This window comes from Serinicoccus sp. JS2-9 (assembly GCF_059025165.1).
On the sequence record NZ_CM180091.1, the window covers coordinates 3,164,928 to 3,189,878 of the forward strand.

General features: G+C 73.1%; 25 protein-coding genes. 13 read left to right on the forward strand and 12 right to left on the reverse strand.

Annotated features, from left to right (window positions below):
* The first annotated feature begins 6 nt into the window (after positions 1–6).
* Genes AC5PYY_RS15320 through AC5PYY_RS15355 form a run of 8 tightly spaced genes read left to right on the forward strand, consistent with a single transcriptional unit; the run spans position 7 to position 8,464 of the window.
* Complete coding sequence (locus AC5PYY_RS15320; RefSeq protein WP_493897643.1) at positions 7–1,695, forward strand: phospho-sugar mutase; 1,689 nt, start codon at positions 7–9, stop codon at positions 1,693–1,695.
* Between the two features lie 39 nt (positions 1,696–1,734).
* A complete protein-coding gene (locus tag AC5PYY_RS15325) occupies positions 1,735–2,346 on the forward strand; it encodes a hypothetical protein (protein ID WP_493897644.1) in 612 nt (203 codons plus the stop codon).
* A gap of 44 nt (positions 2,347–2,390) precedes the next feature.
* Positions 2,391–3,047 (forward strand): uridine kinase family protein, encoded by a 657-nt coding sequence (locus tag AC5PYY_RS15330; RefSeq protein ID WP_493897645.1) that lies wholly within the window; start codon positions 2,391–2,393, stop codon positions 3,045–3,047.
* Positions 3,044–4,162, forward strand: a complete 1,119-nt coding sequence (locus AC5PYY_RS15335; protein WP_493897646.1) for a hypothetical protein — start codon at positions 3,044–3,046, stop codon at positions 4,160–4,162. Before AC5PYY_RS15330 ends, AC5PYY_RS15335 begins: the two co-directional genes overlap by 4 nt.
* A 14-nt stretch (positions 4,163–4,176) precedes the next feature.
* The gene (locus AC5PYY_RS15340) at positions 4,177–4,857 is read left to right on the forward strand and encodes a DUF4129 domain-containing protein (RefSeq protein WP_493897647.1); all 681 of its coding nucleotides are present in this window, start codon (positions 4,177–4,179) and stop codon (positions 4,855–4,857) included.
* On the forward strand, positions 4,854–6,119 hold the full coding sequence (locus AC5PYY_RS15345) for a DUF4350 domain-containing protein (protein ID WP_493897648.1): 1,266 nt from the start codon (positions 4,854–4,856) through the stop codon (positions 6,117–6,119). The genes AC5PYY_RS15340 and AC5PYY_RS15345 overlap by 4 nt, the downstream gene beginning before the upstream one ends.
* Positions 6,116–7,141, forward strand: a complete 1,026-nt coding sequence (locus AC5PYY_RS15350; protein WP_493897649.1) for an AAA family ATPase — start codon at positions 6,116–6,118, stop codon at positions 7,139–7,141. Before AC5PYY_RS15345 ends, AC5PYY_RS15350 begins: the two co-directional genes overlap by 4 nt.
* 12 nt (positions 7,142–7,153) lie before the next feature.
* A complete protein-coding gene (locus tag AC5PYY_RS15355; protein ID WP_493897650.1) occupies positions 7,154–8,464 on the forward strand; it encodes a DUF58 domain-containing protein in 1,311 nt (436 codons plus the stop codon).
* A 104-nt stretch (positions 8,465–8,568) separates the two neighbouring features.
* Here AC5PYY_RS15355 and AC5PYY_RS15360 read toward each other — a convergent pair whose 3' ends face one another.
* Positions 8,569–9,564, reverse strand: a complete 996-nt coding sequence (locus AC5PYY_RS15360; protein ID WP_075812913.1) for a stage II sporulation protein M — start codon at positions 9,562–9,564, stop codon at positions 8,569–8,571.
* A gap of 48 nt (positions 9,565–9,612) precedes the next feature.
* Between AC5PYY_RS15360 and AC5PYY_RS15365 the strand changes: the two genes are divergently transcribed.
* Complete coding sequence (locus AC5PYY_RS15365) at positions 9,613–10,419, forward strand: RDD family protein (RefSeq protein WP_493897651.1); 807 nt, start codon at positions 9,613–9,615, stop codon at positions 10,417–10,419.
* On the opposite strand, the gene AC5PYY_RS15370 is transcribed toward AC5PYY_RS15365, so the two are convergent.
* Both AC5PYY_RS15370 and AC5PYY_RS15375 read right to left on the reverse strand, forming a co-directional pair.
* Positions 10,407–11,549 carry an adenosine deaminase gene (locus AC5PYY_RS15370; protein ID WP_022924969.1) on the reverse strand — a complete coding sequence of 381 codons (1,143 nt, stop codon included), beginning with the start codon at positions 11,547–11,549 and terminating at the stop codon, positions 10,407–10,409. The two genes, AC5PYY_RS15365 and AC5PYY_RS15370, sit on opposite strands and share 13 nt — an antisense overlap.
* A complete protein-coding gene (locus tag AC5PYY_RS15375; protein WP_281965887.1) occupies positions 11,542–11,892 on the reverse strand; it encodes a cupin domain-containing protein in 351 nt (116 codons plus the stop codon). The genes AC5PYY_RS15370 and AC5PYY_RS15375 overlap by 8 nt, the downstream gene beginning before the upstream one ends.
* Positions 11,893–11,916: 24 nt before the next feature.
* Between AC5PYY_RS15375 and deoC the strand changes: the two genes are divergently transcribed.
* The gene (deoC, locus tag AC5PYY_RS15380) at positions 11,917–12,684 is read left to right on the forward strand and encodes a deoxyribose-phosphate aldolase (RefSeq protein ID WP_493897652.1); all 768 of its coding nucleotides are present in this window, start codon (positions 11,917–11,919) and stop codon (positions 12,682–12,684) included.
* A gap of 95 nt (positions 12,685–12,779) precedes the next feature.
* Here the strand turns inward: deoC and AC5PYY_RS15385 are convergent, their stop codons facing one another.
* Complete coding sequence (locus tag AC5PYY_RS15385) at positions 12,780–14,069, reverse strand: thymidine phosphorylase (RefSeq protein WP_493897653.1); 1,290 nt, start codon at positions 14,067–14,069, stop codon at positions 12,780–12,782.
* Complete coding sequence (locus AC5PYY_RS15390; RefSeq protein ID WP_493897654.1) at positions 14,062–14,826, reverse strand: hypothetical protein; 765 nt, start codon at positions 14,824–14,826, stop codon at positions 14,062–14,064. The genes AC5PYY_RS15385 and AC5PYY_RS15390 overlap by 8 nt, the downstream gene beginning before the upstream one ends.
* A gap of 57 nt (positions 14,827–14,883) precedes the next feature.
* Between AC5PYY_RS15390 and AC5PYY_RS15395 the strand changes: the two genes are divergently transcribed.
* The 3 genes from AC5PYY_RS15395 (at position 14,884) to AC5PYY_RS15405 (ending at position 16,473) form a co-directional block, all read left to right on the forward strand.
* Positions 14,884–15,621 (forward strand): hypothetical protein, encoded by a 738-nt coding sequence (locus AC5PYY_RS15395; RefSeq protein ID WP_493897655.1) that lies wholly within the window; start codon positions 14,884–14,886, stop codon positions 15,619–15,621.
* 36 nt (positions 15,622–15,657) lie between these two features.
* Positions 15,658–15,888, forward strand: a complete 231-nt coding sequence (locus AC5PYY_RS15400) for a hypothetical protein (protein WP_493897656.1) — start codon at positions 15,658–15,660, stop codon at positions 15,886–15,888.
* Between the two features lie 123 nt (positions 15,889–16,011).
* Positions 16,012–16,473 (forward strand): chloride channel protein, encoded by a 462-nt coding sequence (locus AC5PYY_RS15405; protein WP_493897657.1) that lies wholly within the window; start codon positions 16,012–16,014, stop codon positions 16,471–16,473.
* A 166-nt stretch (positions 16,474–16,639) separates the two neighbouring features.
* Here AC5PYY_RS15405 and AC5PYY_RS15410 read toward each other — a convergent pair whose 3' ends face one another.
* The 7 genes from AC5PYY_RS15410 to AC5PYY_RS15440 all read right to left on the reverse strand — a co-directional run bounded on the left by AC5PYY_RS15410 (position 16,640) and on the right by AC5PYY_RS15440 (position 24,944).
* Entirely contained in the window at positions 16,640–17,149 is a 510-nt protein-coding gene (locus tag AC5PYY_RS15410; RefSeq protein WP_493897658.1) for a DUF402 domain-containing protein, read from the reverse strand.
* A 130-nt stretch (positions 17,150–17,279) separates the two neighbouring features.
* Entirely contained in the window at positions 17,280–17,675 is a 396-nt protein-coding gene (locus AC5PYY_RS15415) for a cytidine deaminase (RefSeq protein WP_493897659.1), read from the reverse strand.
* 62 nt (positions 17,676–17,737) lie between these two features.
* Positions 17,738–19,054 (reverse strand): ABC transporter permease, encoded by a 1,317-nt coding sequence (locus AC5PYY_RS15420; protein ID WP_493897660.1) that lies wholly within the window; start codon positions 19,052–19,054, stop codon positions 17,738–17,740.
* On the reverse strand, positions 19,051–20,424 hold the full coding sequence (locus AC5PYY_RS15425; RefSeq protein WP_493897661.1) for an ABC transporter permease: 1,374 nt from the start codon (positions 20,422–20,424) through the stop codon (positions 19,051–19,053). Before AC5PYY_RS15425 ends, AC5PYY_RS15420 begins: the two co-directional genes overlap by 4 nt.
* The gene (locus AC5PYY_RS15430; protein ID WP_493897662.1) at positions 20,421–22,079 is read right to left on the reverse strand and encodes an ABC transporter ATP-binding protein; all 1,659 of its coding nucleotides are present in this window, start codon (positions 22,077–22,079) and stop codon (positions 20,421–20,423) included. Before AC5PYY_RS15430 ends, AC5PYY_RS15425 begins: the two co-directional genes overlap by 4 nt.
* Before the next feature lie 174 nt (positions 22,080–22,253).
* On the reverse strand, positions 22,254–23,417 hold the full coding sequence (locus AC5PYY_RS15435) for a BMP family lipoprotein (protein ID WP_493897663.1): 1,164 nt from the start codon (positions 23,415–23,417) through the stop codon (positions 22,254–22,256).
* Between the two features lie 267 nt (positions 23,418–23,684).
* Positions 23,685–24,944, reverse strand: coding sequence for an amidohydrolase (locus AC5PYY_RS15440; protein WP_493897664.1), 1,260 nt, complete (start codon positions 24,942–24,944; stop codon positions 23,685–23,687).
* Positions 24,945–24,951 lie beyond the last annotated feature (7 nt).

The following is a 24,951-nucleotide window of genomic DNA, read 5'->3' on the forward strand; positions in this document are numbered from 1 at the left end:
TGCCCCATGAGCGAGATCGACGAGCTGCTGACCACCGCCCGCGCCTGGCTGGAGGACGACCCCGACCCCGAGACGAGGGAGCAGCTGCAGCAGCTGCTGGAGCGCGCCGAGGGTGGCGACGAGCAGGCGGTCGAGGAGCTCACCGACCGGTTCAGCGGGTTCCTCGAGTTCGGCACCGCCGGGCTGCGCGGCGAGCTCGGCGCCGGCCCGAACCGGATGAACCGCGCGGTGGTGATCCGCACCGCGGCCGGCCTCACGGCATACCTGCGGCAGCAGCTGGAGGAGCAGGGCGACGCGACCCCGGGCCCGGCCGTCGTCATCGGCTTCGACGCCCGGACCAACTCCGACGTCTTCGCCCGCGACACCGCCGCGGTGGTGACCGCGGCGGGTGGCCGGGCCATGGTGCTCCCCAGGCCGTTGCCGACGCCGGTGCTGGCCTTCGCGATCGGTCATCTCGGCGCGGATGCGGGCGTCATGGTGACCGCCAGCCACAACCCGCCGCAGGACAACGGCTACAAGGTCTATCTCGGCGACGGGTCGCAGATCGTGCCGCCCGCCGACCGCGACATCGCCGAGCAGATCGACGCCGTCACCGCGGTCGCGTCCGTGCCGCTGGCGACCGACGGGTGGGAGACGCTCGGCGAGGAGGTGCTGGAGGCCTACCTCGACAGCGCCGTGGCGGTGCTCGACCCGGAGAGCCCGCGCGACCTCTCCCTCGTGCACACCGCGCTGCACGGCGTCGGGTCCGACGTGGTGCAGCAGGCCTTCGAGCGGGCCGGCTTCCCGGCTCCCGAGCGCGTGGCAAGCCAGGCCGAGCCAGACCCGGCCTTCCCGACCGTCGCCTTCCCCAACCCCGAGGAGCCGGGCGCGATCGACGCCGCCCTGGAGCTCGCCGGGCAGGTGCAGCCGGACCTCGTCATCGCCAACGACCCGGACGCCGACCGGTGCGCGCTGGCCGTCCGTGACGGGGACGGCTGGCGGATGCTGCGCGGCGACGAGGTCGGTGCGCTGCTGGGCCAGCACGTGATCGACCGGGGTCGCGCCGGCGGCGACCGCCCGGTCCTCGCCCGCTCGATCGTCTCCTCCCGGCTGCTCGGCGCGATGGCGCAGGAGGCCGGGCTGGAGCCGGTGGAGACCCTGACCGGCTTCAAGTGGATCGGGCGGGTGCCGGGCCTCGCTTACGGCTACGAGGAGGCGCTCGGATACTGCGTCGACCCGGCCACGGTCCCGGACAAGGACGGCGTCACCGCGGCGCTCCTGGCCGCCGAGCTGACCGCCACCCTCGCGCAGCAGGGCCGCACCCTAGCGGACCTGCTCGACGACCTGGCGCAACGGCACGGCGTGCACCAGACCGACGCCTTCTCGGTGCGGGTGAGCGACCTGGCGCAGATCCCGCCGGTCATGGCGCGGCTGCGGGAGCAGCCGCCGCAGGAGCTGGGCGGCGTCCCGGTGGCCCGGGCCGAGGATCTCGCGGACGGTGTCGACGGGCTGCCGCCGACCGACGGGCTGCGCTTCCTGCTCGAAGACGACACCCGGGTCATCGTGCGGCCCAGCGGCACCGAGCCCAAGCTCAAGGTCTACCTCGAGGCCGTCGTGCCCGTTGAGGAGCGGGCCGCGCTGGCGGCGGCCCGGGACGAGGCGGCCCGACGGCTCGCGTCCGTGCGCGCCGGCATGCAGGAGCTCACCGCCGTCTGAGACCACGGGAGCCTGCCCCCACCGGGCTAGGATCGGGGCGTGGAGCAGGACGACCAGGGACTCACCGGTGAGGTCATCGGTGTCTATCGGACCCTGCCGGCCCGCATCCTGGGATGGCTCATGGTGGCCGGTGCCGCGGTCCTGGCCGCCCTGACGATCTGGGACGTCGGGTCGGGCCGCACCGAGGGACTGCTGGGAGCGGTCGCCCTCGTCCTCGGCATCGCCGCCGTGGCCTGGGCACTCTTCCTGCGACCGCACGTCGTGCTGCGCGAGGACGGCGTGCTGCTGGCCAACGTCGTGGCGGACACGTCCGTGCCCTTCGCCGCCGTCGACGAGATCACCCACCAGTGGGCGCTGGAGCTGCACGACACCGCCGGCCGGCGGCACAGCGCCTGGGCCGTGCCGGCCAAGCGGGAGCGCGTCCGGCGTCAGCAGATCGACGACTTCGCCGAGACCACCCGCCGGCGCGGCGACGCGGGAGCGACGGCGCAGGGGGTGGCCGACGAGGCGCAGCGCGCGCTGCAGCGCTGGCGGCTGGACGGCGGAGAGCTGCACGGTGGCCTCGAGGCGGCGCGGACGCGGCTGGCCTGGCCGGCGATCGTCGTCCTCGGGGCGGCGATCTGCCTGGCGCTCGTCGCGATCCTCCCCTGAGCAGCCGTCGGGGCCCGTCGGGCACCCTCCTAGACTGTCCGCCCATGGACCCGGCCCCTCCTCCTGCCCGCGTGCTCGTCCTCGCCGGCCCCAGCGGCGCCGGGAAGTCGCGGCTCGCCTCCCGCCTGCACGCCCGCCACGGCTGGCCCGTGGTCCAGCTCGACGACTTCTACCGCGAGGGCACGGACGCCGGTCTGCCGATGAGTCCTCTGGGCCTGCCGGACTGGGACCACGTCGACTCGTGGGACGGCAAGGCCGCCCTGGACGCGCTCGAGCAGCTGTGCCGCCAGGGCACCGCGCACATGCCGGTCTACGACATCGGCCGCTCGGCCGTCAGCGGCACCCACGAGGTGCGCCGCGACGGGCATACCGTCGTCGTCGCCGAGGGGATCTTCGCCGCCCACGTCGTGGCCGGGCTGCGCGAGCGCGGCCTCCTCGCGGGCGCCTGGTGCATCCGCAACCAGCCCTGGAAGACCTTCGCCCGGCGCCTGGCGCGCGACCTCGCCCAGCGCCGCAAGCCCCCGCTCACCCTGTGGCGGCGGGGTCACGTCCTGCGCCGCGCCGAGCCGGGTATCGTGGCCGCACAGCAGGCGCTCGGTGCCGCACCGATGACCGCACGCGAGGCAGAGGCTCGGGCCGGGGGACTCCAACGACCACCGGCGACGCCGCCACGAGAGACCGACCGAGGAGCAGGGGGATGACCCAGCCACCCTTCGGCCCGCCGCCCGGCGGCCAAGGACCACCCGACCGCACGCCCCTGCCGCCGCCGGTGCCCCCGGGTCCGATGGACCCGCCCCCTGGACAGGCGCCGGGCGCGCAGCAGTGGCAGCAGCCGGCTCCCCCGCAGCAGTGGCAGCAGCAGCCGCAGTGGCAGCAGCTGCCGCCCGAGCAGCTCGCCCGGATGCACCAGCCCGGCGTCGTGCCGCTGCGCCCGCTCACCCTGGGCGACATCTTCGGTGGTGCGCTGCAGACGATGCGACGCAACCCCGAGGCCACCATCGGCATGGGCTTCATCGTGCTCGCCGTCCTGCTCGTCCCCTCGCTGCTGCTCTCCCTGCTCCTGGGCAACGTGCTGACCGGCATGAGCGACCTCGACATGCAGGCGCTGCAGCTGACGCTCGGGGGGATCTTCTCGGGCCTGTCCTCCATCGCCCTCACCGGCATGATCGTGCACGTCGTCGGGGAGGCCGTCCTCGGCGACCGCGCCGGTCTGGGCGACAGCTGGCGGGCCGTCCGCAGCCGGCTGCTCGCGCTCGTCGGCACCGTGCTGCTCATCGGCCTCATGACCGTTATCGCCGTCGTGGCCCTGGTCCTGCTGATCGTGCTGATCGTCGCGGCGCTCGGGGACAGCGCGCTGTCGATCCTCCTCGTCGTCCTGCTCAGCCTCGGGGCGCTCGTCGGTCTCGTGTGGGCGGCCTGCCGGCTCAGCCTCGCACCGGCACCCGTGGTGCTGGAGCGGGTCGGCCCTTGGCGGGGCATCGCCCGCGCCTGGACCCTCTCCACGGGTGGCCAGGGCTGGCGCATCGTCGGCATCACGATGCTCGCGGGCATCGTCACCGCGATCCTGGCCGGCGTGATCCAGGTGCCGATCACCGGTGCCCTCATCGCGGCCCTCGGACCCGCCGGGCTCGACCCGCTCAGCCCGGCCGCGCTCGTCACCGACCACGCGCTCCAGCTCGTGGTGGGTGCCCTGACCATCCCGTTCACCGCCGGCGTCACCGCGCTGCTCTACCTCGACCAGCGCATCCGGCGTGAGGGTCTGGACGTCTCGCTCGTGCGGTCGGCGCAGGCGCGGGCCGCCCAGCGGTCGGGCTGACCAGGACGACCGGTATGCCCTCGCCCCGGCAGACGGGACACACCCTGCCCGTCGCTCCGCTCGACCCGGACCGGGACGAGGCGCGACGCCTGCTGACCGAGGAGCTGGAGTCCGGCGACTACCGGCTGCAGGAGCCCTGGCTGACCCGGGCCTGGAGATGGTTCGTCGAGCAGCTGCCGGACGTCCCCGACCTGGGCGCGCTGCCCCCGTGGACGACGTGGGCGGTGCTCGGTCTGGTGCTCTGCGCGGTGGCGGCCGTCCTGGTCTTCGCCAGCCGCGACCGGTGGCGCGCGGGACGGCTCGCCCCGCAGGCCGCTGCGGGACCGGTCCTGGGCGGTGCGCGGCGCTCCGCGGCCGACTACCGCACCAGCGCCCGGGAGGCGCTGTCGGCGGGACGGGGCGACGAGGCCGTCCTCGACGGCTACCGGGCGCTTGCCGCCGGAGCCATCGAGCGCACGCTGCTCGACGACCGCCCGGGCCGCACCGCGCACGAGGTGGCCCAGGAGCTCTCCCCCGTCTTCCCGGTGCACGCCGACGACCTGCGGCGGGCCGGCGACGTCTTCGACGCGGTCCGCTACGGCGACCACCGCGCGAGCACCGAGCAGGCGCAGGCCGTGCTCGCGCTCGACGAGCGGCTGCTGGACTCACGACCCGAGCTCGCGGCGGCTGCACCGCGCTCGACGGTGCCGTCGTGAGGGCGCTGCGCCGGTATGCCCCGTGGGCCTTGCTCGCCCTCGCCGCCGTGGTCGTGGCAGCGATGCTGACGACCCCACGCTCAGGTGAGCTGCTGCACCCGATGAACCCCGGCCCGGACGGGGCACAGGCGCTGCACGAGGTGCTGGTGTCCCAGGGCGTGGAGGTGGAGATCGTCGACGGGACCAGCGAGCTCGACCCGGCCGACCTCGGTCCCGGCACGTCGATGCTGCTGCCGCACACGGCATACCTCGGGCCGGAGAGCGGGCCCGACCTGCTCGCCGAGCTGGCGACCGCGGGACTCGACCGCCTGGTCGTGCTTACCGACGACCCGGGCCGCGACGTCGGCGCCGCGCTCGGGCTCGACGTCGACACGAGCAGCGGGTCCGGCATCTCCGTCGCCGCGGACTGCTCGCACCCGCTGGTCCGCGAGGGCGACCGGGTCGTCGGGTGGGACGTGCTCTTCTCGGCCGGCGGCGAGGACCGGGCGGGGACCACGGCGTGCTACCCGCCCGGGGCGGGTCACAACGCCGGCGGCGCGCGCGAGGGCGCCCTGCTCGTCCTCGAGGCGCAGCCGGACCGGCCGGTGACGGTGGTCGCCGGCACCGGCCCGGCCTGGACCAACGCGCAGATCACCGAGGAGGCCAACGCGGCGCTGGCCCTGCGTGCGCTGGGTGCCAGCGACCGGCTGCTGTGGGTGCTACCGCAACCGCGCGACGCCGGGCTGGACGCCGCCTCCTCGCTGTGGGACGTGCTGCCCCGCAACCTCACCGCCGCGCTGTGGGTCGTCGCCGGCGGTGTGCTGGCCCTCGCCCTCTGGCAGGGACGACGCCTCGGGGCGGTGGTCACCGAGCCGCTGCCCGCCGTGGTCCGTGCCACCGAGACCACCCTCAGCCGCGGCCGGCTCTACCACCAGGCGCACGACCGCGACCACGCGGCCCGCGCCGTCCAGGCCGGGGCGCGACGCCGGATCGCGCCGGTGCTGGGTCTGCCGACCGGTGCCGGCCCGGACGCCATGGTGCGGGCGGTGAGCGGGGCCACCGACACCGACGACGCCCGGGCCCGCCGGCTGCTCGTGGACGCGCCGGCGCTGCCCGACGACGCCTCCCTCGTGCGCCTGGTCCGGGAGATCCACGACCTCGAGGCGCAGGTGCGGCGACCCACGACGCGGGCAGCCGCACCGGCCGTCTCCGGACCGGCGACCCCCGAACCCGCTCCTGGTGGCGCACCAGCGCCCCGACCGACTCGCGAGAGGACACCATGACCGACCAGCACGACCCGACGACGCCGCCGGAGGGGCCCGCCCCGACCTCGCCCGGCCCCTCCGCCGACCGTGCCGAGGCCGCCCGCACGGCGCTCCACGCCGTCCGCGACGAGGTCGGCAAGGCCGTGGTCGGGCAGGACCAGGCCGTGTCCGGTCTCATCGTCGCGCTCCTGGCCCGCGGCCACATCCTGCTCGAGGGTGTGCCCGGCGTCGCCAAGACCCTGCTGGTGCGCACGCTGGCCGCGGCCCTGTCGATCGACACCAAGCGGGTGCAGTTCACCCCCGACCTCATGCCCGGGGACGTCACCGGGTCGATGGTCTACGACAGCGGTCGCGGCGAGTTCGAGTTCCGCCCCGGCCCGGTCTTCACCAACCTGCTGCTGGCCGACGAGATCAACCGCACCCCGCCCAAGACGCAGTCGTCCCTGCTCGAGGCCATGGAGGAGCGCCAGGTCACCGTCGACGGGACATCCCGTCCGCTGCCCACCCCGTTCCTCGTGGCGGCGACGCAGAACCCGGTGGAGTACGAGGGCACCTACCCCCTCCCCGAGGCCCAGCTGGACCGCTTCCTCATGAAGGTCACGCTGCCGCTGCCGCCGCGCGAGGACGAGACCCAGGTGCTGGAGCGGCACGCGGCCGGCTTCGACCCGCGCGACCTCGCTGCCGCCGGGGTGCGCGCGGTCGCCACCCCCGAGGACCTCGCGGCGGGTGCGGCCGCCGTCCGGGAGGTGCAGGTCTCCCCCGAGGTCATCGGGTATGTCGTCGACCTCGCCCGGGCGACCCGCGAGGCGCCCTCGCTGCAGCTCGGCGTCAGCCCCCGCGGCGCCACCGCCCTCATGGGCACGGCCCGGGCCTGGGCGTGGTTGTCCGGGCGCGACTTCGTCACGCCGGACGACGTCAAGGCGCTGGCCCGGGCCACCCTGGCGCACCGGGTGGCGCTCCGCCCGGAGGCCGAGCTCGAGGGCGTGACCAGCGACTCGGTGCTGGACTCGGTCCTCTCCAGCGTCCCCGTCCCCCGCTGACCAGGCACTGCGATGGTCGTCCGTGGTCCCGTCGTGGCGCTAGCCCTGCTCGGGCTGGTGCCGGTCGTGCTGTGGCCGGACTCCGCCGGAGCCGTGGCGGCGGCGTGGCTGCTCGGGGTCGCGGTGCTGGTCGCCGCCGACGTCGCCCTGGCGCCCGCGCCGCGCTCGCTGCTGCTCGAGCGCGCCCCGGTGCCGCAGGTGCGGCTGCTCGAGGAGACGCGGACGACGCTGACGGTCACCAACCCCGGCTCGCGACGTGTCCGGGGGCTTCTCCGGGACGCGTGGGTCCCCTCGGCCGGTGCGCAGGAGCCGACCCGGCACCCGCTGGACCTGCCGGGCGGTGAGCGGCGGACGGTGCAGACCGCGCTGCGGCCGACCCGCCGCGGCGACCGCCCTGCGGTGGGGGTGACGGTGCGCACCTTCGGCCCGCTGGGCCTCGGTGGACGCCAGCGGACCACGCCCGTGCCCGGGGTGGTGCGCTCGCTGCCGCCCTTCCGGTCGCGACGGCACCTGCCGGCCAAGCTGGCCCAGCTGCGCCAGCTCGATGGTCGGTCCGCGGTGCGCACCCGGGGTCAGGGCACCGAGTTCGACTCGCTGCGGGACTACGTCGAGGGCGATGACGTGCGCTCGATCGACTGGCGGGCCACGGCGCGGCGCCAGCACGTCGTGGTGCGGACCTGGCAGCCCGAGCGCGACCGGCGCGTCATCCTCGTCCTCGACACCGCCCGCACCAGCGCCGCCCGGATCGGTGACGAGCCGCGGCTCGACGCCGCGATGGACGCCGCGCTGCTCCTCGCGGCGCTCGCCTCCCGGGCGGGCGACCGCGTCGACCTGGTCGCCGGGGACCGCAGCATCCGGGCGAGGGTCGGCTCGGGCACCACGGCCGGCCGCTCGGGGCTGCTGCACCAGCTCGTCACGGCGATGGCGCCGCTGGAGCCGGTGCTGCTGGAGACGGACTGGCCCCTCCTCGCCGGGGCGGTGACCTCACTGACCCGCCGCCGCGCGCTCGTCGTGCTGCTCACCCCGCTCGAGCCCGCCGCCCTGGAGGAGGGCCTGCTGCCGGTGCTGCCCGGCCTCACCGCGCACCACCGGGTCGTCGTCGCCTCGGTCGCCGACCCGGCCCTGGAGGACATCCGGACCGGCACCGACCGGGTCGAGCAGACCTACGCCGCCGCCGCGGCCGAGCGCACCGAGTCGCTGCGGCACCGCACCGCCGTCGCGCTGAAGCAGCTCGGCGTCACCGTGCTCGACGAGTCGCCCGAGGACCTGCCCGTGGCCCTGTCCGACCACTACCTGGCGCTCAAGGCCCAGGGCCTGCTCTGACTCTCCCGCTCCCCCGAGCGGCCGCACGGTCTGCGTCGACCGGCGGCACCGCCTCGGCCTCCCGGTCACGGACTGCGTCGTCCTACGCCTGGGAGGTATGCCGGTCAGGCAGAGGTGGGCGCGGAGGCCGCCTGCAGCTCCTCGCCGACGTCACCGTCCGCACCCCGCAGCGCCGCCCGCCGGCCGAGCGTGAAGACATACACGAAGAAGAGCAGCAGGGCGAGGACACCAATCCCGACCCGCGCCCACGTCGGCAGCGGCGAGGGCGTGACAAAGCCCTCGATGACGCCGGAGAGCAGCAGGACGAAGACCAGCCCGATCGCGACACCGGCCGCGGTGCGGCCCTCGGCCGCGAGGTTGGCCAGCCGGGTCCGGCGCCCGGGCGCGACCCAGGCCCAGAACAGCCGCAGCCCGACCCCGGCCGCCACGAAGATCGCCATGAGCTCGAGCAGACCGTGCGGCGTGATGAGCCCCCAGAAGACGTCGGCGCGCCCGTGCCGGTGCATGAGCGAGCCGATGACCGCGACGTTGGCGATGTTCTGCCACAGCAGCCAGATCACCGGCACACCGAGCACGCCCATGCCGATGCAGCGCGCCGCCACCCAGGCGTTGTTGACCCAGACCAGCGTGGAGAAGCTGCTCGCCGCGTGCTCGGAGTAGTAGGACTCGAAGCTGACGTTGACCAGCTCGGTGACCTGCTCGGTGCTGAGCAGGGACTGCTCGACGACCGGGTTCTGCACCAGCCACCACCCCAGCACCAGGCCGACGACGACGTTGGCCGCGGCGGTGATCCCCCACCACCACCGCAACCGGTAGAGCGCGGCCGGGAAGTCCTCGGCGAAGAAGCGGCCGATGCCCGCCCAGGACATCGTCGGCACGCGCGCCGCGCGGGCCCGGGCACGTGCCACCAGGGTCGACAGGTGCGTCACGACCGTGGCGTCGGGGGCGCTGGAACGCACGACCGACAGGTCCGTGGCGGCCCGCTGGTAGCCGTCGAGCAGCTCGTCGGCCTGCGCGCCGTCCAGCCGGCGCTCCCGCGAGAGCCGGTCCAGCCGCTCCCACGCCGCGCTCCGCCGCCCCACCAGCGCATCAAGGTCCACGGGACCACGGTAGGCCATCACCGCCGGCCCCAGGGATAGAGTGCGGCCATGGCGACGCGGGGGATCTTCGAGGCCCAGCGCTTCGTGACCAGCGAGGCGGTCGAGATCGAGCTGCCCGCCGCCCAGGTCCCGACCCGGATGGTCTCCGGGATCATCGACCTGCTCCTCGTGGCCGTCGGCGTCTTCCTGCTCGTCTGGCTGGTGCCGGGCGAGGTCTTCGCCGCCGACGCCGCCCTCGGGCAGGTCTTCGCCATCGTCGTGGTGGCGCTGGTCATGGCCGGGGTGCCGATCACGCTGGAGACCCTCACCCGTGGCCGCACCGTGGGCAAGATGGTCATGGGGCTGCGGACCGTCCGGGACGACACGGGCCCGATCGGCCTGCGGCACGCGATCATCCGCGCGCTGGCCGGCACCGTCGAGCTCTGGATGACCCTCGGCAGCGTCGCGCTCATCACCGCCATGACCAACGAGCGGGCCAAGCGCCTGGGTGATTTCCTCGCCGGCACCTACGTCGTGCACGACCGGGTGCGGCTGCGGATGCTCACCCCTCCGCAGACAGCCCCCGAGCTGGCCGACTGGGTGGCCCGCGCCGACATCGGGGTGCTGCCCGACAGCCTCGTCGTGGCGACCCGGCAGTTCCTGGCCCGGGCCGGGACGCTCACCCCGGCCGCCCGGGCGCAGACCGGCAGCGAGCTGTATGCCGCCGTGCTCGGCCACGTCGCTCCCCCGCCGCCGGCCGGCGCCCACCCGGAGCAGGTCATGGCCAGCGTGCTCGCGCAGCGGCGGCGCCGCGACGAGGAGCGGCTGGAGCGCGCCGACGCCCTGCGCGCCCGGGTGCTCGGTCAGCCGTCGTAGGCGGGCTTGAGCACGTCCTCGATGATCGCCAGCCGCTCGTCGAAGGGCAGGAAGGCCGACTTCATCGCGTTGACGGCGACCCGCCGCAGCTCGGTCCGGCCCCAGCCGCCGCGCTCCACGAGGAGCTGCGCCTCGCGGCTCATCGACGTCGCGCTCATCAGCCGGTTGTCGGTGTTGAGCGTCACCCGGAAGCGCAGTGCGTCCAGCAGCCGGATCGCGTGCTCCTCGATCGAGGGCGCCGCACCCGTCTGCACGTTGCTGCTCGGGCACATCTCCAGCGGGATCCGCCGGTCCCGGACGTATGCCGCCAGCTCGCCGAGCGCGAAGGCGCCCGGCTCCTCCTGCGCCCGGGCGATGGCCCCCGCGAGGTCGTCCGTGACCGGTGACCCGTCGAGGGTGATGTCGTCGACGATCCGGATGCCGTGCCCGAGCCGCTCGGCCCCGCACCACTGGATCGCCTCCCAGATGCTGGCCAGCCCGAAGGCCTCGCCCGCGTGGATGGTGAAGTGCGCGTTGGCCTGCCGCAGGAACTCGAAGGCACCGAGGTGCCGGGTCGGGGGGAAGCCGTCCTCGGCGCCGGCGATGTCGAAGCCGCAGACCTCGCTGTCACGGTGCCGGACCGCCAGCTCGGCGATCTCCCTGCTGCGCGCCGCGTGCCGCATCGCGGTGAGCATCGCCCGCGCCCGGATGCGTCCGGCCGGTGCCTCCGCCTCACCCTGCGCCACCTCGCGCTCGCCGTCCCGCAGCCCCTCGTTGACCGCCGCCACGACCTCGTCGAGACCCAGGCCCCCCTCGAGGTGCTGCTCGGGGGCATACCTGACCTCGGCGTAGACCACGCCGTCCGCCGCCAGGTCCAGGACGCACTCGCGCGCCGTGCGCCGCAGCGCGTCTGCCGTCTGCATCACCCCGACGGTGTGGGCAAAGGTCTCGAGGTAGCGCACCAGGGAGCCGCTGTCCGCGGACTCGGCGAACCACGCCGACAGGGACGCCACGTCGTCGGCCGGGAGCGCGGCATACCCCTGCTCCTGCGCCAGCTCGAGCACCGTCGCCGGGCGCACGCCGCCGTCGAGGTGGTCGTGGAGCAGCACCTTCGGCAGCGCGCGGATCTGCTCGGCGCCCAGCTCACTCATCGCGGTGCGCCCGCTCGGGGGTGAAGGCGGGGGCGCAGACGGCGAGGTATTCCGCGCCGCCGGGTCCGACCGAGTAGCGGACCCACTCCCCGGCGCGGGTCAGCACGCACTCCCCCGCGCCGACGTCGACCTGACCGTCCTCGTGCTCGACCACGAGGTGACCGGCCAGGACGTAGGTCACCTCGTCGAACTCGGGCCGCTGGCCCGGCTCGTCCCACCCCGCCGGGGCGGTCATCCGCGCGACCGAGACACCGTCGTGCCCGGTGCTCGCAGAACCGGCCAGCTCCTGGATCAGCTTCTCCCCGGTCCCGGGCACCCGGACCGGCCGCAGCATCGTCGGCATAGCGGTCATCCTAGAGTGGTGGTCATGTCGCACATCATCGCCCCCGGGACCAGCCTGACCGCGCAGGACGTCGCCGACCTCATCGACCACGCGCTGCTCAAGCCCGAGCTCACGCCGCAGGAGGTCGAGCAGAACTGCCGCGAGCTGGCGCAGGATGAGATCTGGTCGGTGTGCGTCCGGCCCTCGGACGTCCGGCTGGCGCTGCAGGCGGTCGAGGGGCACCAGACCCGGGTATGCACGGTCATCGGCTTCCCGCACGGCACCACCTCGACCGCCGCGAAGGTGGCTGAGTCGCGCCAGGCGCTGGCCGACGGCGCGACCGAGCTGGACATGGTGCTCAACATCGGGCGGTTGCGCGGTGGTGACGTCGAGGCGGTCAAGCAGGACATCGCCGCGGTCGTCGAGACCGGCCACGCGGCCGGAGTCCTGGTGAAGGTCATCTTCGAGACCGCCCTGCTCGACGAGGCGCAGAAGGAGGCGGCCTGCCGGGCGAGCGAGGACGCGGGGGCGGATTTCGTCAAGACCTCGACCGGCTTCGCCGGCGGTGGCGCGACGTTGCCGGACGTGCGGCTCATGCGGGCCACGATCCCGGACACGATGCAGGTGAAGGCCTCGGGCGGGGTCCGCGACATCGACACCCTGCTGGCGATGGTCGCCGAAGGCGTCACCCGGATCGGGACCTCCTCCACCGACGCCCTGCTCGCGGGAGCGCGCGAGCGCGAGCAGGAGGGGACGCTGGTCGTGCCCGAGCCGGGCGCCGACGCTCCCGGCGCCGAGGGCGAGGGTTACTGACCGCGCGGTGGGGTCGACCGACCGCGCACGTGGATCGACCGACCGCGGCCAGCGCGTGCATACCGTGCGTCCGGTCGGAGTGACCGGGCGGCGGGTCAGCTCACGCGGTCGATGACGATGCTGTCGGCGGTCTCGACCTGGTCGGCGGTGCCGATGGCCCAGGACCCCTCCAGCGCCTCGGTCGCCCGGCCGAGCCGCTGCTCCTCGTCGGTGTGCAGCGTCATGAGCGGCTGACCCTTCTTGACCTCCTCGCCGGGCTTGGCGTGCAGCACCACGCCGGCGGCGGCCTGCACCGGGTCCTCCTTGCGGGCGCGACCGGCGCCCAACCGCCATGCCGCGACACCCACGGCGAGTGCGTCCAGCCGGGTGAGCACCCCGTCGGCGTCCGCGAGGACCTCCTGGCTCCCCTTCGCCTTCGGCATCGGGGCGTCCGGGTCACCTCCCTGGGCCTCGATCATCCGCCGCCAGACGTCCATGGCGCGGCCGTCGGCGAGCGCGTCCGCTGGGTCGACGTCGGTGACGCCGGCGCCCTCGAGCATCTCCCGGGCCAGTGCCACGGTGAGGTCGACGACGTCCTGCGGGCCGCCTCCGGCGAGCACCTCGACCGACTCGGCGACCTCGACGCCGTTGCCGGCGGTGAGCCCGAGCGGGGTCGACATGTCGGTGAGCAGGGCGACCGTGTGCACGCCGGCGTCCTGCCCCAGCGCCACCATCGTCTCGGCGAGCTCGCGCGCGTCTTCTTCTGTCTTCATGAACGCCCCGGAGCCGACCTTGACGTCGAGCACGAGCGTGCCGGTGCCCTCGGCGATCTTCTTGCTCATGATCGAGGAGGCGATGAGCGGGATCGCCTCAACGGTCCCGGTCACGTCGCGCAGGGCGTAGAGCCGCTTGTCCGCCGGGGCCAGGCCGGACCCCGCTGCGCAGATGACGGCACCGACATCCTCGAGCTGGTCCATCATCTCCTCGTTGGACAGGCCCGCCCGCCAGCCGGGAATGGCCTCCAGCTTGTCCAGCGTGCCGCCGGTGTGGCCCAGACCCCGCCCGGAGAGCTGCGGCACGGCCACGCCGCATGCCGCGACCAGCGGCGCGAGCGGCAGCGTGATCTTGTCGCCGACCCCGCCGGTCGAGTGCTTGTCGGCCGTCGGCCGCGACAGCGAGGAGAAGTCCATCCGCTCCCCCGAGGCGATCATGGCGGCGGTCCAGTCGCTGATCTCGCGGCGGTCCATGCCGTTGAGCAGGATCGCCATCGCCAGCGCCGACATCTGCTCGTCGGCCACGACCTCCCGGGTGTAGGCGTCGATCACCCACGCGATCTCCTCAGGGCTCAGCTGACCCCCGTCACGCTTGGTGCGGATGATGTCGACGGCGTCGAAGGATTCACTCATAGCGCCCAGTCTGGCCCATCGAGGTGCAGGTCCGCACGACCCGCCCGACCCGCGACCCCGGCGGCTGCTCGCGACGCGCGGCGTCCACCTCGCGCTCCAGCCGGCGCAGCCCCGCCTCGAACTCCCTGCGCCCGCTGCCCGGGCTTCCCGCCGCACCTTCCAGCATGCTCTGCGAGCGCTGCACCACGTCGTCGACCTCGCCCAACAGCCGCGTCACGTCTCCGCTCGCCCCACCGCGGGCCGCCGTGTCGAGCTCGCGCGCGAGCCTGCTCAGGTTGAGCTGTCCGAGAGAGACGACGGGGTCGGTCGAGGTGCTGCTGGGGTATGCCGTTCCGCCCGCGGTCGCGCCCGTCACCGGACCGGGGGTCGGCTGCGGCGTGGAGCGACCCCACTCCGGCGGCGCGAGGCTCGGCGGCGAGGCGTACGGCGACGGAGCCTGCTCGCTCCCACTCTCCTGTCGCTGCGACGGCAGCGGCGGCGGAGGGGTGTCGCCGGGGAAGCGGGGCACGTCGATGCGCGGCAGCTGGTCGTCGTCCTGCGGCTGCGGCGACGAATTCGGCTGCGGCGGTGGCTGCCCGCCTCCCGACCTGCCCACCGACCGGGTCCGGCGGGAGCCGGTGACCATGCTGATCACCACCGCCGCGATGATGATCGGCACGACCGGCAGATCGATGTCGGTGAAGATGTTCAGCAGGATGATCCCGAAGATGATCCCGGCCCAGGGCACCTGCTTGCCGCGCTGCATACCGGCCATCATGCCCCCCTCGTCGTCGGGGCGATCCGCCGCTCCCGCCGGTGTGACATCCTGACGCGCGTGCTCATCGCTGACATCATGACCCTCGTCGCTCTTCCGGTGACCGACCTGCTGCGGCGTTCTCGCACTGGGACGTCGGCACCGCAGCCCATGTTCCCGACCATCGTGGCGGTGCGCAACGAGCGCGTCGTGGCCTCCGTGACCGCGCCGCGCATCGAGGCCGTCCTGGCCTGCGCTACCAGCCTGGCGGTCGGGCTGGACCCGGCCGCCCTGGTGGTGGCCGCCGAGGCCCGCCTGGACGACGAGCAGCCAGCCCTCACCTACGCGGTCATGACCCGCGACCGGCAGGCTAAGTGGGTCCTGCAGGAGGTCACCGAGGGCCGTGAGGTCACCGAGGGCACCACGGTCACCGCGAGCGCGCCGACCCCGGCCCCGGACGACACCCAGGGTGGCACCTCCGAGGTGCGCTTCTCCACACCCGTCGACGGCGGTGAGCCCACGGGGCAGGGCGCAGGGACGCTCCGGCTGCTGGCCGAGGCGATGAGCCAGCGCCCGGTCGACGTGACGAAGGTCGCCCGCACCGACCGGTCCGGCACCTTCGGGGAGGACACCTTCCTGCCGCCGGAGCAGGGTCGCGTGGTGGTCGACGCGGGGACCATCGCGCCGCTGCAGGAGCGGGTCGCGGGGCTCGGCGGGCAGGCGCTCTACGTCGCGCGCAGCCCCGAGGCGGCCCAGCTCGCGCTGCAGGCGGGCCTGCCCCGCGCCTGCCTGCTCGGCGGCGCCTCCGCCGGCTCGTGAGCGACCAGCCCTTCGGCGCGGCCGCACTTCTGGCGGGTGCTGGTCGGCTCGGTCGCCGTGGGCGTCCTCGCCGGGCTGGCCTGCGTCGTCTACCTCGGCGTCGAGCACCTCGTCACCAGCCTGCTCTGGGACGAGGGACGTGCTCCGCTCGGCCTGCTCACCGGTTCGCTCACCGGCGTGCTCATCGTGGTTCGCGGCCGGTGCGGCGGTGGGCGTGGTGCACCACCGCACGGGGCTGACCGGCGACGACCCAAACTTCGTCGCTGAGGTGATCGAGGGCGAGGTGCCGCCGCGCCGCGCGCTCGGCTACGGCCTGCTGGGCCTGGCCGGCGGTGGCTCGGTCGGGCCGGAGGCTCCTCTCGGACCCTCGGTGGCGGCATCGGGACCGCGGTGGGCCGGCGCTACGAGCGCAGCCGGGAGGCTACCGAGGACCTGACCTTCGCCGGCATCATCTCGGGTGTCTTCGGTGGGCTGACGACCTTCCCGTTCGCCGGCCCGATCATCGCCTGGGAGGCCCACCACGACGGGTGGCACCAGGCACCGCACCGCATGTTGCCGGGGATCGTCTCGGCGACCACCGCCCTGGTGGTCCTCTACCCGTTGCTCGGCACGCCGTCCCCCTCCGTCTACGACCTCGGCCGGCCCGACCTACACGTCTGGTGGATCGGTGTGGCGGTGCTGCTCGGCGTGGCGGGAGCGGCCCTCGGGGTGGTCTGCATGGTCGCCATGGGGCTCTCGCGGAGCCTGAGCCGGCGGGTGCGTCACGTGGTCGTGCGCGCCCTGGTCGGCGCGGCGGCCGTCGCCGCTATCGGGTATGCCACGTCTCGGCTCTCGGGTCGCGCGTCCTCCTGAGACCCGCGTCTCGTCCGTCTGGCCTTCCCGCGCCGTCGAGCCCGACACGTCCCGCCGGCGCCGGACCTCCCGGCGTGCACAACGCTCCCCCATCCAGCCGGTATGCCGACCGTAGGCCTCGTGGTGCACGCCGAACGGTACGGCGCGACGTCCGGGCGATAGGTCCTCACGACCGTGTCCGGACCTGGGCTGCGTCCAGGAGTGCCCAACCCTCGGCCACCCACGCGGCGGTGTCCTCCTCGAGCCGCCGGACCAGCTCGCCGGTGACCCGCTCGGCCTCCCTCGCGTGGTCCGGCGACATCACCCCGAGCTCCACCGCCTCGTCGAACTCGTCGCGGTCCTCGACCGTGACCTCGCCCGAGTCCCGATGCAGGAAGACGTCCAGCTCGAGATCCACGAAGCTCCAGCCCGTCCCTCGCCGCTGCGCCGGCACGCAGACGTCCACCTCGAGACGCTCATCCTCCGACCGGGGCACCCACCAGGCGACCCACCAGTCGGCACGGGGGATCAGCACGACGACGGGAAACGCCAGGTGACCCTGGTCGTGCGGCGCGTGCCACGCCGCCCCCCGCTCAAGCAGCAGCCAGCTGCCGTGATGATCCTCCTGGAGCAAGGCACAGGCGTAGGAGAACGCGCACTCACCCGGCTGCTTGAGCTTCACCAGGAGCTGATCCATGGCATCAGGCTCGCACACAGAGCACGGCGCGGCCCGCCGAGACCCGGACCGGCCGGCGTGCACATTGACACCCTTCCTGCGGGTATGCCGTTTTAGGGCCGTTGTGCACGCCGGGAGGTCCGGCGCGCTCTCAGCCCCGGTCGAGGTCCTCCGGCCCGAACGCCTGGGGCAGCACCTCGTCCATCCGCAGCACGCCCTGCGGCGTCTGCAGCAGGCAGTCCGCGCCCCCGTGCTCCCACACGAGCTGGCGGCAGCGTCCGCACGGCATGATCGTCTCGCCCTGCCCGTTCACGCACCACACCGCGACCAGCCGACCGCCGCCACCGGCGACCAGCTCGGACACCATGCCGCACTCGGCGCAGAGCGTGACGCCATACCCGGCGTTCTCCACGTTGCACCCCGCGACCACGCGCCCGTCGTCGACGAGCCCGGCCACCCCGACCGGATAGCCGGAGTAGGGCGCGTAGGAGCGCCGGGTCATCTCCACAGCCCGCTCGTGCAGCGGCTGCCAGTCGATCTCAGCCACGTCTCCTCCTCGATCTCGATGGTTCCGGTATGCCGCTCGCCCGGATCACCGGGACGTCCGGCTCAGCTCTTGGTGTAGGGCACGCCCTCCGCGGCCGGCGGGCGGACCCGCCCGACGAAGCCGGCGACGGCGAGGATGGTGATGACGTAGGGCAGCATGAGCAGCAGCTCCGACGGCACACCCGCACCTGTGGTGGAGAGCACGTTGCCGAGGTTCTTGGAGAAGCCGAAGAGCAGTGCGGCCATGACCGCACCCCACGGATTCCACTTGCCCAGGATCATCGCCGCCAGCGCGATGTAACCCTGCCCGGCGCTCATCTCCCGCCCGAAGGCGAGCCCGGACCCGACGGTGAAGAACGCACCACCCAGGCCGGCGATCGCGCCACCCAGGATGGTGTTCCACACCCGCCGGACGTTGACCTTGATGCCCACCGTGTCCGCCGCCTTGGGGTGCTCCCCCACGGCGCGGGTGCGCAGCCCCCAGCGGCTGCGGAAGAGCATGAACTGCAGCCCGAAGACGAGGGCATACATGAGGTAGACCAGGATCGTCTGGTTGAAGAGCACCGGGCCGATCACCGGAAGGTCGGACAGCAGCGGGACCGGGATCCGCGGCAACGGCTGGCGCGAGTTCCACAGCTCCTTGTTGTCCGAGAGCACGGTGGAGAACAGGAAGCCGGTCAGGCCGATGATGAGCGTGTTGAGCACGACGCCGACGATGATCTGGTTGACCCGGAAGCTCACCGCGAACCACGCGAGCGCCGCGCCCACGAGGCCACCGGCGATCGGCGCGGCGATGAGCCCGGCGTAGCCGGACCCGACCGCCGAGGCGATCACGGCGCCCGCGAAGGCGCCGAAGAGCAGCTGCCCCTCGATGGCGATGTTGATGATGCCCGAGCGCTCGCAGATGACGCCGGACATGGCGCCGAAGACGAGCGGCACCGACAGGGCCAGGGCGCCCTGCAGCAGCGCCACCATGGGGATGACGGTGCGCTCGCCCGCGCCGATGTAGGTGAGGAACGCCAGGACGAAGGCGACGCCGACGATGACGTGCAGCCAGACCGGCACCGGCCGCCGCGCGCGGTAGCGCAGCACCGACCACACGAGGGCGGCCAGCATGACCACGAGGAAGACGAGCAGCGTCACCAGCGAGGGCGCGGGGATGTTGGGGATGCGGATCATGTCGCTGCTGGCGCCGAGCTGGAAGGTGGTGACGACGTCCGCCGGGGTGCGGAGCACCCACGCGAGCAGCGTCACCAGGGCGGCGAGGCCATACACGATCGTGGTCTTGAGACTCACCTTGCGAGAGGACCGCGTGGTGCCGGAGGCGTCCGACGGGCTCGCCGGCTGGGAGTCGTGCTGGGGCTCGGTGCTGGTGCTCATGCCGCCGCCTCCTGGGTCTTCGCCGGGGCGCGTCGGCGCCGGCGCGGTCGATCAGGGTCAGGGAGTCGGAAGACGGTCCGGACCAGCGGCGGCGCCGCGATGAAGAGCACGATGAGCGACTGCACGACCAGCACGATGTCGATCGGTGTCGCCGTCAACGACTGCATGAGGAAGCCACCGGCCTTGAGCGCCCCGAAGAGCAACCCGGCGAAGAAGGTGCCCCACGGCCGCGACCGACCGAGCAGAGCCACGGTGATCGCGTCGAACCCGAAGGAGGCCGCGACCCCGGCCGTCAGCGAGCGCTCGGTGCCGAGCACCTGCCCCGTGGCGGCCAGCCCGGCGAGCGCCCCCGCGAGGACCATCGTGATCACGGTGATCCGCCCGACCGACATGCCGGCGGTCCGCGCCGCGGCTGGGTTGGCCCCGACCGCGCGGATCTGGAAGCCGATCGTCGAGCGCTCCATGAGCCACCAGACGAAGATCGTGGCCAGGATCGCGACGACGAAGCCCCAGTGCAGCCGGAAGCCGTTGTCGGGCCACAGCCACTGCGGCACGAGCAGCGGATAGGTCGCCTCTGCCGCCACCTCCGGGCTGCGCTGCCCGGTGCGCCCGGGGTTGAAGCCGGGCTGCTTGAGCATGTAGCTGATGAGGTAGACCGCGATGTAGTTGAGCATGATCGTGACAATCACCTCGTTGGCTCCGAAGCGGGCCTTGAGCACGCCCGGGATGCCGCCCCAGACGGCACCGCCGATGAGGCCACCGAGGATCGCCACGAGCAGGTGCACCACGACCGGCAGGTCGACGGCGAAGCCCAGCCACGCGGCGACGATGGCACCGACGATGATCTGGCCCTGGGCCCCGATGTTGAACAGCCCGGCGCGGAAGCCGATCGCGATGCCGAGCCCGGCCAGGATCAGCGGCACCGCGAAGACCATCGACTCGGTGAGCGGCTTGATCATCCCGGCGAAGGTCGAGGCCTGCCAGTCGAAGACCGAGCCGCGGAACATCGCGATGTAGGCGTCGGTCATCGCCGTCCATCCGGCGGAGATCGTGTCCAGCGGCCGGGCGAAGAAGTAGGTCGCCGCCTCCCGGGTGTCCTCGTTGGCGAAGGCGATGAGCAGCCCGCCGATGAGGAGCGCGAGCACGACGGCCAGCACCGACATGAGGGCGCTGCCGGACATGATCTGGTAGAGCACCGAGGGGCGCTCCTGCTCACGCAGGGTGGGGCCGCCACCGTCCGGCTGCTCGCCGGTCTCGACGGTCTCCTCGGAGTGCGCAGCATTTTCGGCGCCGGTCTCCCCCGGCGGGGTGGCGGCGACGGACTGCTCCTCGCCCGCGTCCGACCCATGGGGCTGGTTGTCGTCGCTCACGGCGCCTCCTCCGTGGTCGCAGGGTCGGTGTGCTCGGCTGGTCGTCCGTGGCGCTGCCGCTCATCCGGTATGCCGTCGCCGTCCAGGTCGGCCCGGCCCAGGACGGAGTGGTGCTCGGCGGCCTGGGCCTGCGCGTCCTCGAGCGGGACGCCGGCCATCATGAGGCCGAGCACGTCGCGGTTGACGGGGGTGCCGTCCTCCCCCACGGCGTCGACGACACCGATGATGCGGCCGCGATACATCACCGCGATCCGGTCGGCCAGCCCGAGCACCTCGTCCAGCTCGGTGGAGACGATGACGACGGGAGTGCCGTTGTCGCGCTCCCGCACGATCCGCTGGTGCACGAACTCGATCGAGCCGACGTCGAGGCCACGGGTGGGCTGGGAGGCGACGAGCAGGCGCAGCGGCCGCGACATCTCACGGGCCAGCACCACCTTCTGGGCGTTGCCGCCCGAGAGCGTGGAGATGGGGTCCTGCACCGAGGTGTAGCGCACGTCGAACTCCTCGGTGCGCTGCTCGGCGTTGCTCGCGACGGTCGCGGGGCTCATCGAGATGCCCTTGGCGAAGGGCTCGGTGTCGTAGAGGTCGAGGACGAGGTTCTCCGCAATGGAGAAGCTCGGGACGACGCCGTCGGTGGACCGGTCCTCCGGGACGAACCCGATGCCGGCCCGAAGCCGCTGCTTGACCCCCAGGCCGCGCAGGTCCTCCCCGTCCAGGGTCAGCCGGCCGGCGTCGGCCTCCTCGAGGCCGAGGATGACCTCGGCGAGCTCGGTCTGGCCGTTACCCTGCACGCCGGCGACGCAGAGGATCTCTCCGCTGCGCACCTCGAAGCTGATGTCATCGACGAGCACGGTGCCGTTGTCGGCCACCACCGAGAGCCCGTCGACGGAGAAGGCGGCGTCACCGGGCTGCGCCGGCTCCTTGTCCACGGTGAGGTTGACCGAGCGACCGACCATGAGCGAGGCGAGCTCGGTCTCGGTCGAGCTGGGGCTGGCCTCCCCCACGACCTTCCCGCGCCGGATGACGGTGATCCGGTCGGCGATCGCCCGGACCTCGCGGAGCTTGTGGGTGATGAAGACGATGGAGGTGCCGGCCTCCTTGAGCTCGCCCATGATGCCGATCAGCTCGTCGGTCTCCTGCGGGGTGAGCACGGCGGTCGGCTCGTCCAGGATGAGGATCTTGGCGTCGCGGGAGAGGGCTTTGATGATCTCGACCCGCTGCTGGACGCCGACCGGCAGGTCCTCGATGCGGGCGTCGGGGTCGACGTGGAAGCCGAAGCGGTCGGAGATCTCGGTCACCCGGCGCCGCGCCTCCTCCAGCTTGAGCACGCCGCCCGGCCCGGCGGGCTCGTAGCCCAGCGCCACTGACTCGGCGACGGTGAAGACCGGCACGAGCATGAAGTGCTGGTGCACCATGCCGATGCCGGCCGCCACGGCGTCACCAGGTCCCTTGAAGGTCACCGGCTCGTCGTCGAGCAGGATCTGGCCGTCGTCCGGGTCGTAGAGGCCGTAGAGGACGTTCATCAGCGTCGACTTGCCGGCACCGTTCTCGCCCAGCAGGGCGTGGATCTCGCCGGGCTCGACCACGAGGTCGATGTGGTCGTTGGCGACCAGCGACCCGAAGACCTTGGTGATGCCCTGGAGCTCGAGCTTCATCGGGTTTCCTGCTTCATGCGCACCTCACGGGAGGGTGGACGAGGCGACACCTGAGGGGTATGCCGTGCGCCTCGGGTCGTGCGGGGGACAGCGTAGCGGCCCAGCCCCGTCGGGCCGGGCCGCTACCTGGTGTGTCAGCCGATCGTCAGACCGACGACGGTGACCTCGGGGGCCTTACTGCTGCGGGCTGTTCTCGGACTCGATGACGAGGTCGCCGGAGATGATCTGCTGCTTGTACTCCTCGATCTGAGCCGTCAGCTCCTCGGGGACCTCGCCCTCGAAGTCGTGGTAGGGCGCCAGGCCGACGCCCTCGTTCTCCAGCGTGCCGACGTAGGGCTCGTTGGAGAAGCCACCGTCCACGGTCTCGGTGATCGTGGTCTCGACGGCCGGGCCGATCTGCTTCATGACCGAGGTGAGCATGAGGCTGGAGTACTCGGACGCGGTGAGGTAGCCGTCGGAGTCGACCCAGATGATCTTGACGCCCTCCTCGCCCTCGGCGGCCGCGGCGGCACCGAGGCCAACGGGGCCGGCGACCGGCATGATGATGTCGGCGCCCTGGGAGATGAACTGCTCGGTCAGGGTCTGGCCCTGGCTCTGGTTGTCGAAGTCACCGGAGAAGGAGCCGTCCTGGGCCTCCTTGTCCCAGCCGAGCAGCTGGACGTCGGTGCCCTCGTCCTCGTTGTACTTGTCGACACCGTCGGCGAAGCCGTCCATGAAGACGGACACCGAGGGGATCTGCAGACCACCGAAGGTGGCGACCGTGCCGGTCTCCGTCATGCCCGCCGCGAGGTAGCCGGCCAGGAAGCTGGCCTCCGCGGTGTTGAAGAGGATCGGCTTGGCGTTGTCGAGCTCCACCGGGTTGAAGTCGGCGTCGCTGAACGAGGAGTCGATGAGGGCGAAGTTGGTGTCCGGGTTGCTTTCCGCCGCCGACTGGATCGCGTCCTCGAGCAGGAAGCCGACACCGATGGTGATGGAGCAGCCCTGGGAGACCAGGTTGGAGACGTTGGTGGCGTAGTCGGTGTCGGCCTGGGACTCGACCTCGGTGGTCTCGATGCCGAGGGCCTCGGCCGCGGCGTCCAGGCCCTCCTTGCCGGACTGGTTGAACGACTGGTCGTCGAACCCACCGGCGTCGGAGACCATGCAGGCGGAGAAGTCGTCGGCGGAAGCATCGCCGCCGGCGGCCTCGCTCGAGTCGGCGCCGTCGTCGGCTGCCTCCGACTCCTCAGAGCCCGCGTCGGACCCTGCATCCGACTCGTTCTCGGTGGGGGCCTCGCCGCACGCGGCGAGGACAAGGGTGGCCGCCGCACCGGCGGTCGCAAACTTCAGGACCCGACGCACGGGAACTCCTTCGTCCAAGGGGTGATGACGAAGCGATGCTAACGGTTGCTACGGCCGAGTAGCGCACAGATGACGGGTGCGTCAGCAAAGAGTGACGAAGTCGTGACCTCGATCGCCACAGCCGTCACTGCGGCACCGTGAGTCACGGCATACCCTCGGCGCACCCTCCACTGCGTCGCACGTCCTGCGTCCCCGACCCCCGACCGACCGCACGTTCTGCGCCCACCAGACGCGCGTTCCGCCCACACCGGACGCGCGGTATGCCGCTCACTGCCCCCCGGCGTCGGCCGCCAGCGTGGTGAACACGGTGCCCGCGAGCAGCTTGGCCCCGACGAGCACGGCGTCGTCGTCGACGACGAGGTCGCCCTGGTGCAGCTCGTAGGTCGGGCCACCCGGCGTCCGGGTGCCGAGCCGCGCCATCGCGCCGGGGATCTCCTGGAGATACCACCCCAGGTCCTCCCCGCCCATCGACTGCTTGGTCGGCCGCACCGCCCCGGCCCCGAGCATCATCATCGCCGCCTTGGAGAAGGCCACCACCGAGGAGTTCTCGTTGTCGACCGGGGGCACGCCCTTGGTGTATCGCACCGTGGCCTGCACGCCGTAGGGCGCCACCACCGCCTGGACGATCTCCGTGAAGATCGGCTCGACGACCTCCCACAGCTCGGCGTCCAGCATCCGCAGCGTGCCGATCGCCTCCCCCTGCGCGGGGATGACGTTGGCGGCCGAGCCGGAGCGCACGACCCCCCACACGAGCACCGCCGCGGCGCGGGGGTCGAGCCGGCGGGTCAGCGCCGCCGGCACCTCGGTGACCACCTTGGCGAGGGCATACGTGATGTCCTGGGTCAGGTGCGGCCGCGAGGTATGCCCGCCGCGCCCGGTGATGACGACGTGGACCTGGTCGGAGGCCGCCGTGATCGGCCCGACGCGCAGGCCGACGGTGCCCACGTCGATCGAGGGGTCGCAGTGCACGGCGAGCATGCGGTCGACATCGACGAGCGCTCCCTGCTCCATGACGCGCAGGGCGCCGCCGGGGTGGGTCTCCTCGGCGGGCTGGAAGACGAGGCGGACCGCGGCCCGGCGCGCCACGAGCTCCTCCGAGAGCGCCTCCAGCGCAAGCCCGGCGCCGAGCAGACCGACGGTATGCACGTCATGCCCGCATGCGTGGCAGGCGCCCGGGTTCTGGGAGGCGAAGGGCAACCCGGTGATCTCCTCGATCGGCAGCGCGTCCAGATCGGCGCGCAGCCCGATCGTCACCTCGGGGTCGGGGTGCCCGATGTCGACGAAGGCACCGGTCCCGGGCAGCGTGCGCACCCGTGCCCCCGTCCCCGACAGGACGCCCGCGACGAGCTCGGTGGTGCGCCGCTCCTCCCAGCAGATCTCGGGGTGGCGGTGGACGTCGCGACGCCAGGCCTGCAGCTGTGGCCCGCGGGCGTCGACCTCCTCCTCGACCCGGCGCAGCACCTCGGAGAGGCTGCTCGGGACGGGTGCGGCGGTCTGGCCCAGGGGGCTCGTGGCGTCGGTCTTCAACGTCTCT

Coding starts and splice junctions, on each gene's coding strand:
- AC5PYY_RS15330 (WP_493897645.1), top strand. CDS start 2,391: ATGGACCCGGCCCCTCCTCCTGCCCGCGTGCTCGTCCTCGCCGGCCCC.
- AC5PYY_RS15410 (WP_493897658.1), bottom strand. CDS start 17,149: ATGGATCAGCTCCTGGTGAAGCTCAAGCAGCCGGGTGAGTGCGCGTTC.
- AC5PYY_RS15385 (WP_493897653.1), bottom strand. CDS start 14,069: ATGAGTGAATCCTTCGACGCCGTCGACATCATCCGCACCAAGCGTGAC.
- AC5PYY_RS15375 (WP_281965887.1), bottom strand. CDS start 11,892: ATGCCGACGATGCTGCGGCCGGTCCGGGTGCCCGGGACCGGGGAGAAG.
- AC5PYY_RS15420 (WP_493897660.1), bottom strand. CDS start 19,054: ATGAGCACCAGCACCGAGCCCCAGCACGACTCCCAGCCGGCGAGCCCG.
- AC5PYY_RS15430 (WP_493897662.1), bottom strand. CDS start 22,079: ATGAAGCTCGAGCTCCAGGGCATCACCAAGGTCTTCGGGTCGCTGGTC.
- deoC (WP_493897652.1), top strand. CDS start 11,917: ATGTCGCACATCATCGCCCCCGGGACCAGCCTGACCGCGCAGGACGTC.
- AC5PYY_RS15350 (WP_493897649.1), top strand. CDS start 6,116: ATGACCGACCAGCACGACCCGACGACGCCGCCGGAGGGGCCCGCCCCG.
- AC5PYY_RS15370 (WP_022924969.1), bottom strand. CDS start 11,549: ATGAGTGAGCTGGGCGCCGAGCAGATCCGCGCGCTGCCGAAGGTGCTG.
- AC5PYY_RS15335 (WP_493897646.1), top strand. CDS start 3,044: ATGACCCAGCCACCCTTCGGCCCGCCGCCCGGCGGCCAAGGACCACCC.
- AC5PYY_RS15340 (WP_493897647.1), top strand. CDS start 4,177: ATGCCCTCGCCCCGGCAGACGGGACACACCCTGCCCGTCGCTCCGCTC.
- AC5PYY_RS15365 (WP_493897651.1), top strand. CDS start 9,613: ATGGCGACGCGGGGGATCTTCGAGGCCCAGCGCTTCGTGACCAGCGAG.
- AC5PYY_RS15390 (WP_493897654.1), bottom strand. CDS start 14,826: ATGATGGCCGGTATGCAGCGCGGCAAGCAGGTGCCCTGGGCCGGGATC.
- AC5PYY_RS15320 (WP_493897643.1), top strand. CDS start 7: ATGAGCGAGATCGACGAGCTGCTGACCACCGCCCGCGCCTGGCTGGAG.
- AC5PYY_RS15355 (WP_493897650.1), top strand. CDS start 7,154: ATGGTCGTCCGTGGTCCCGTCGTGGCGCTAGCCCTGCTCGGGCTGGTG.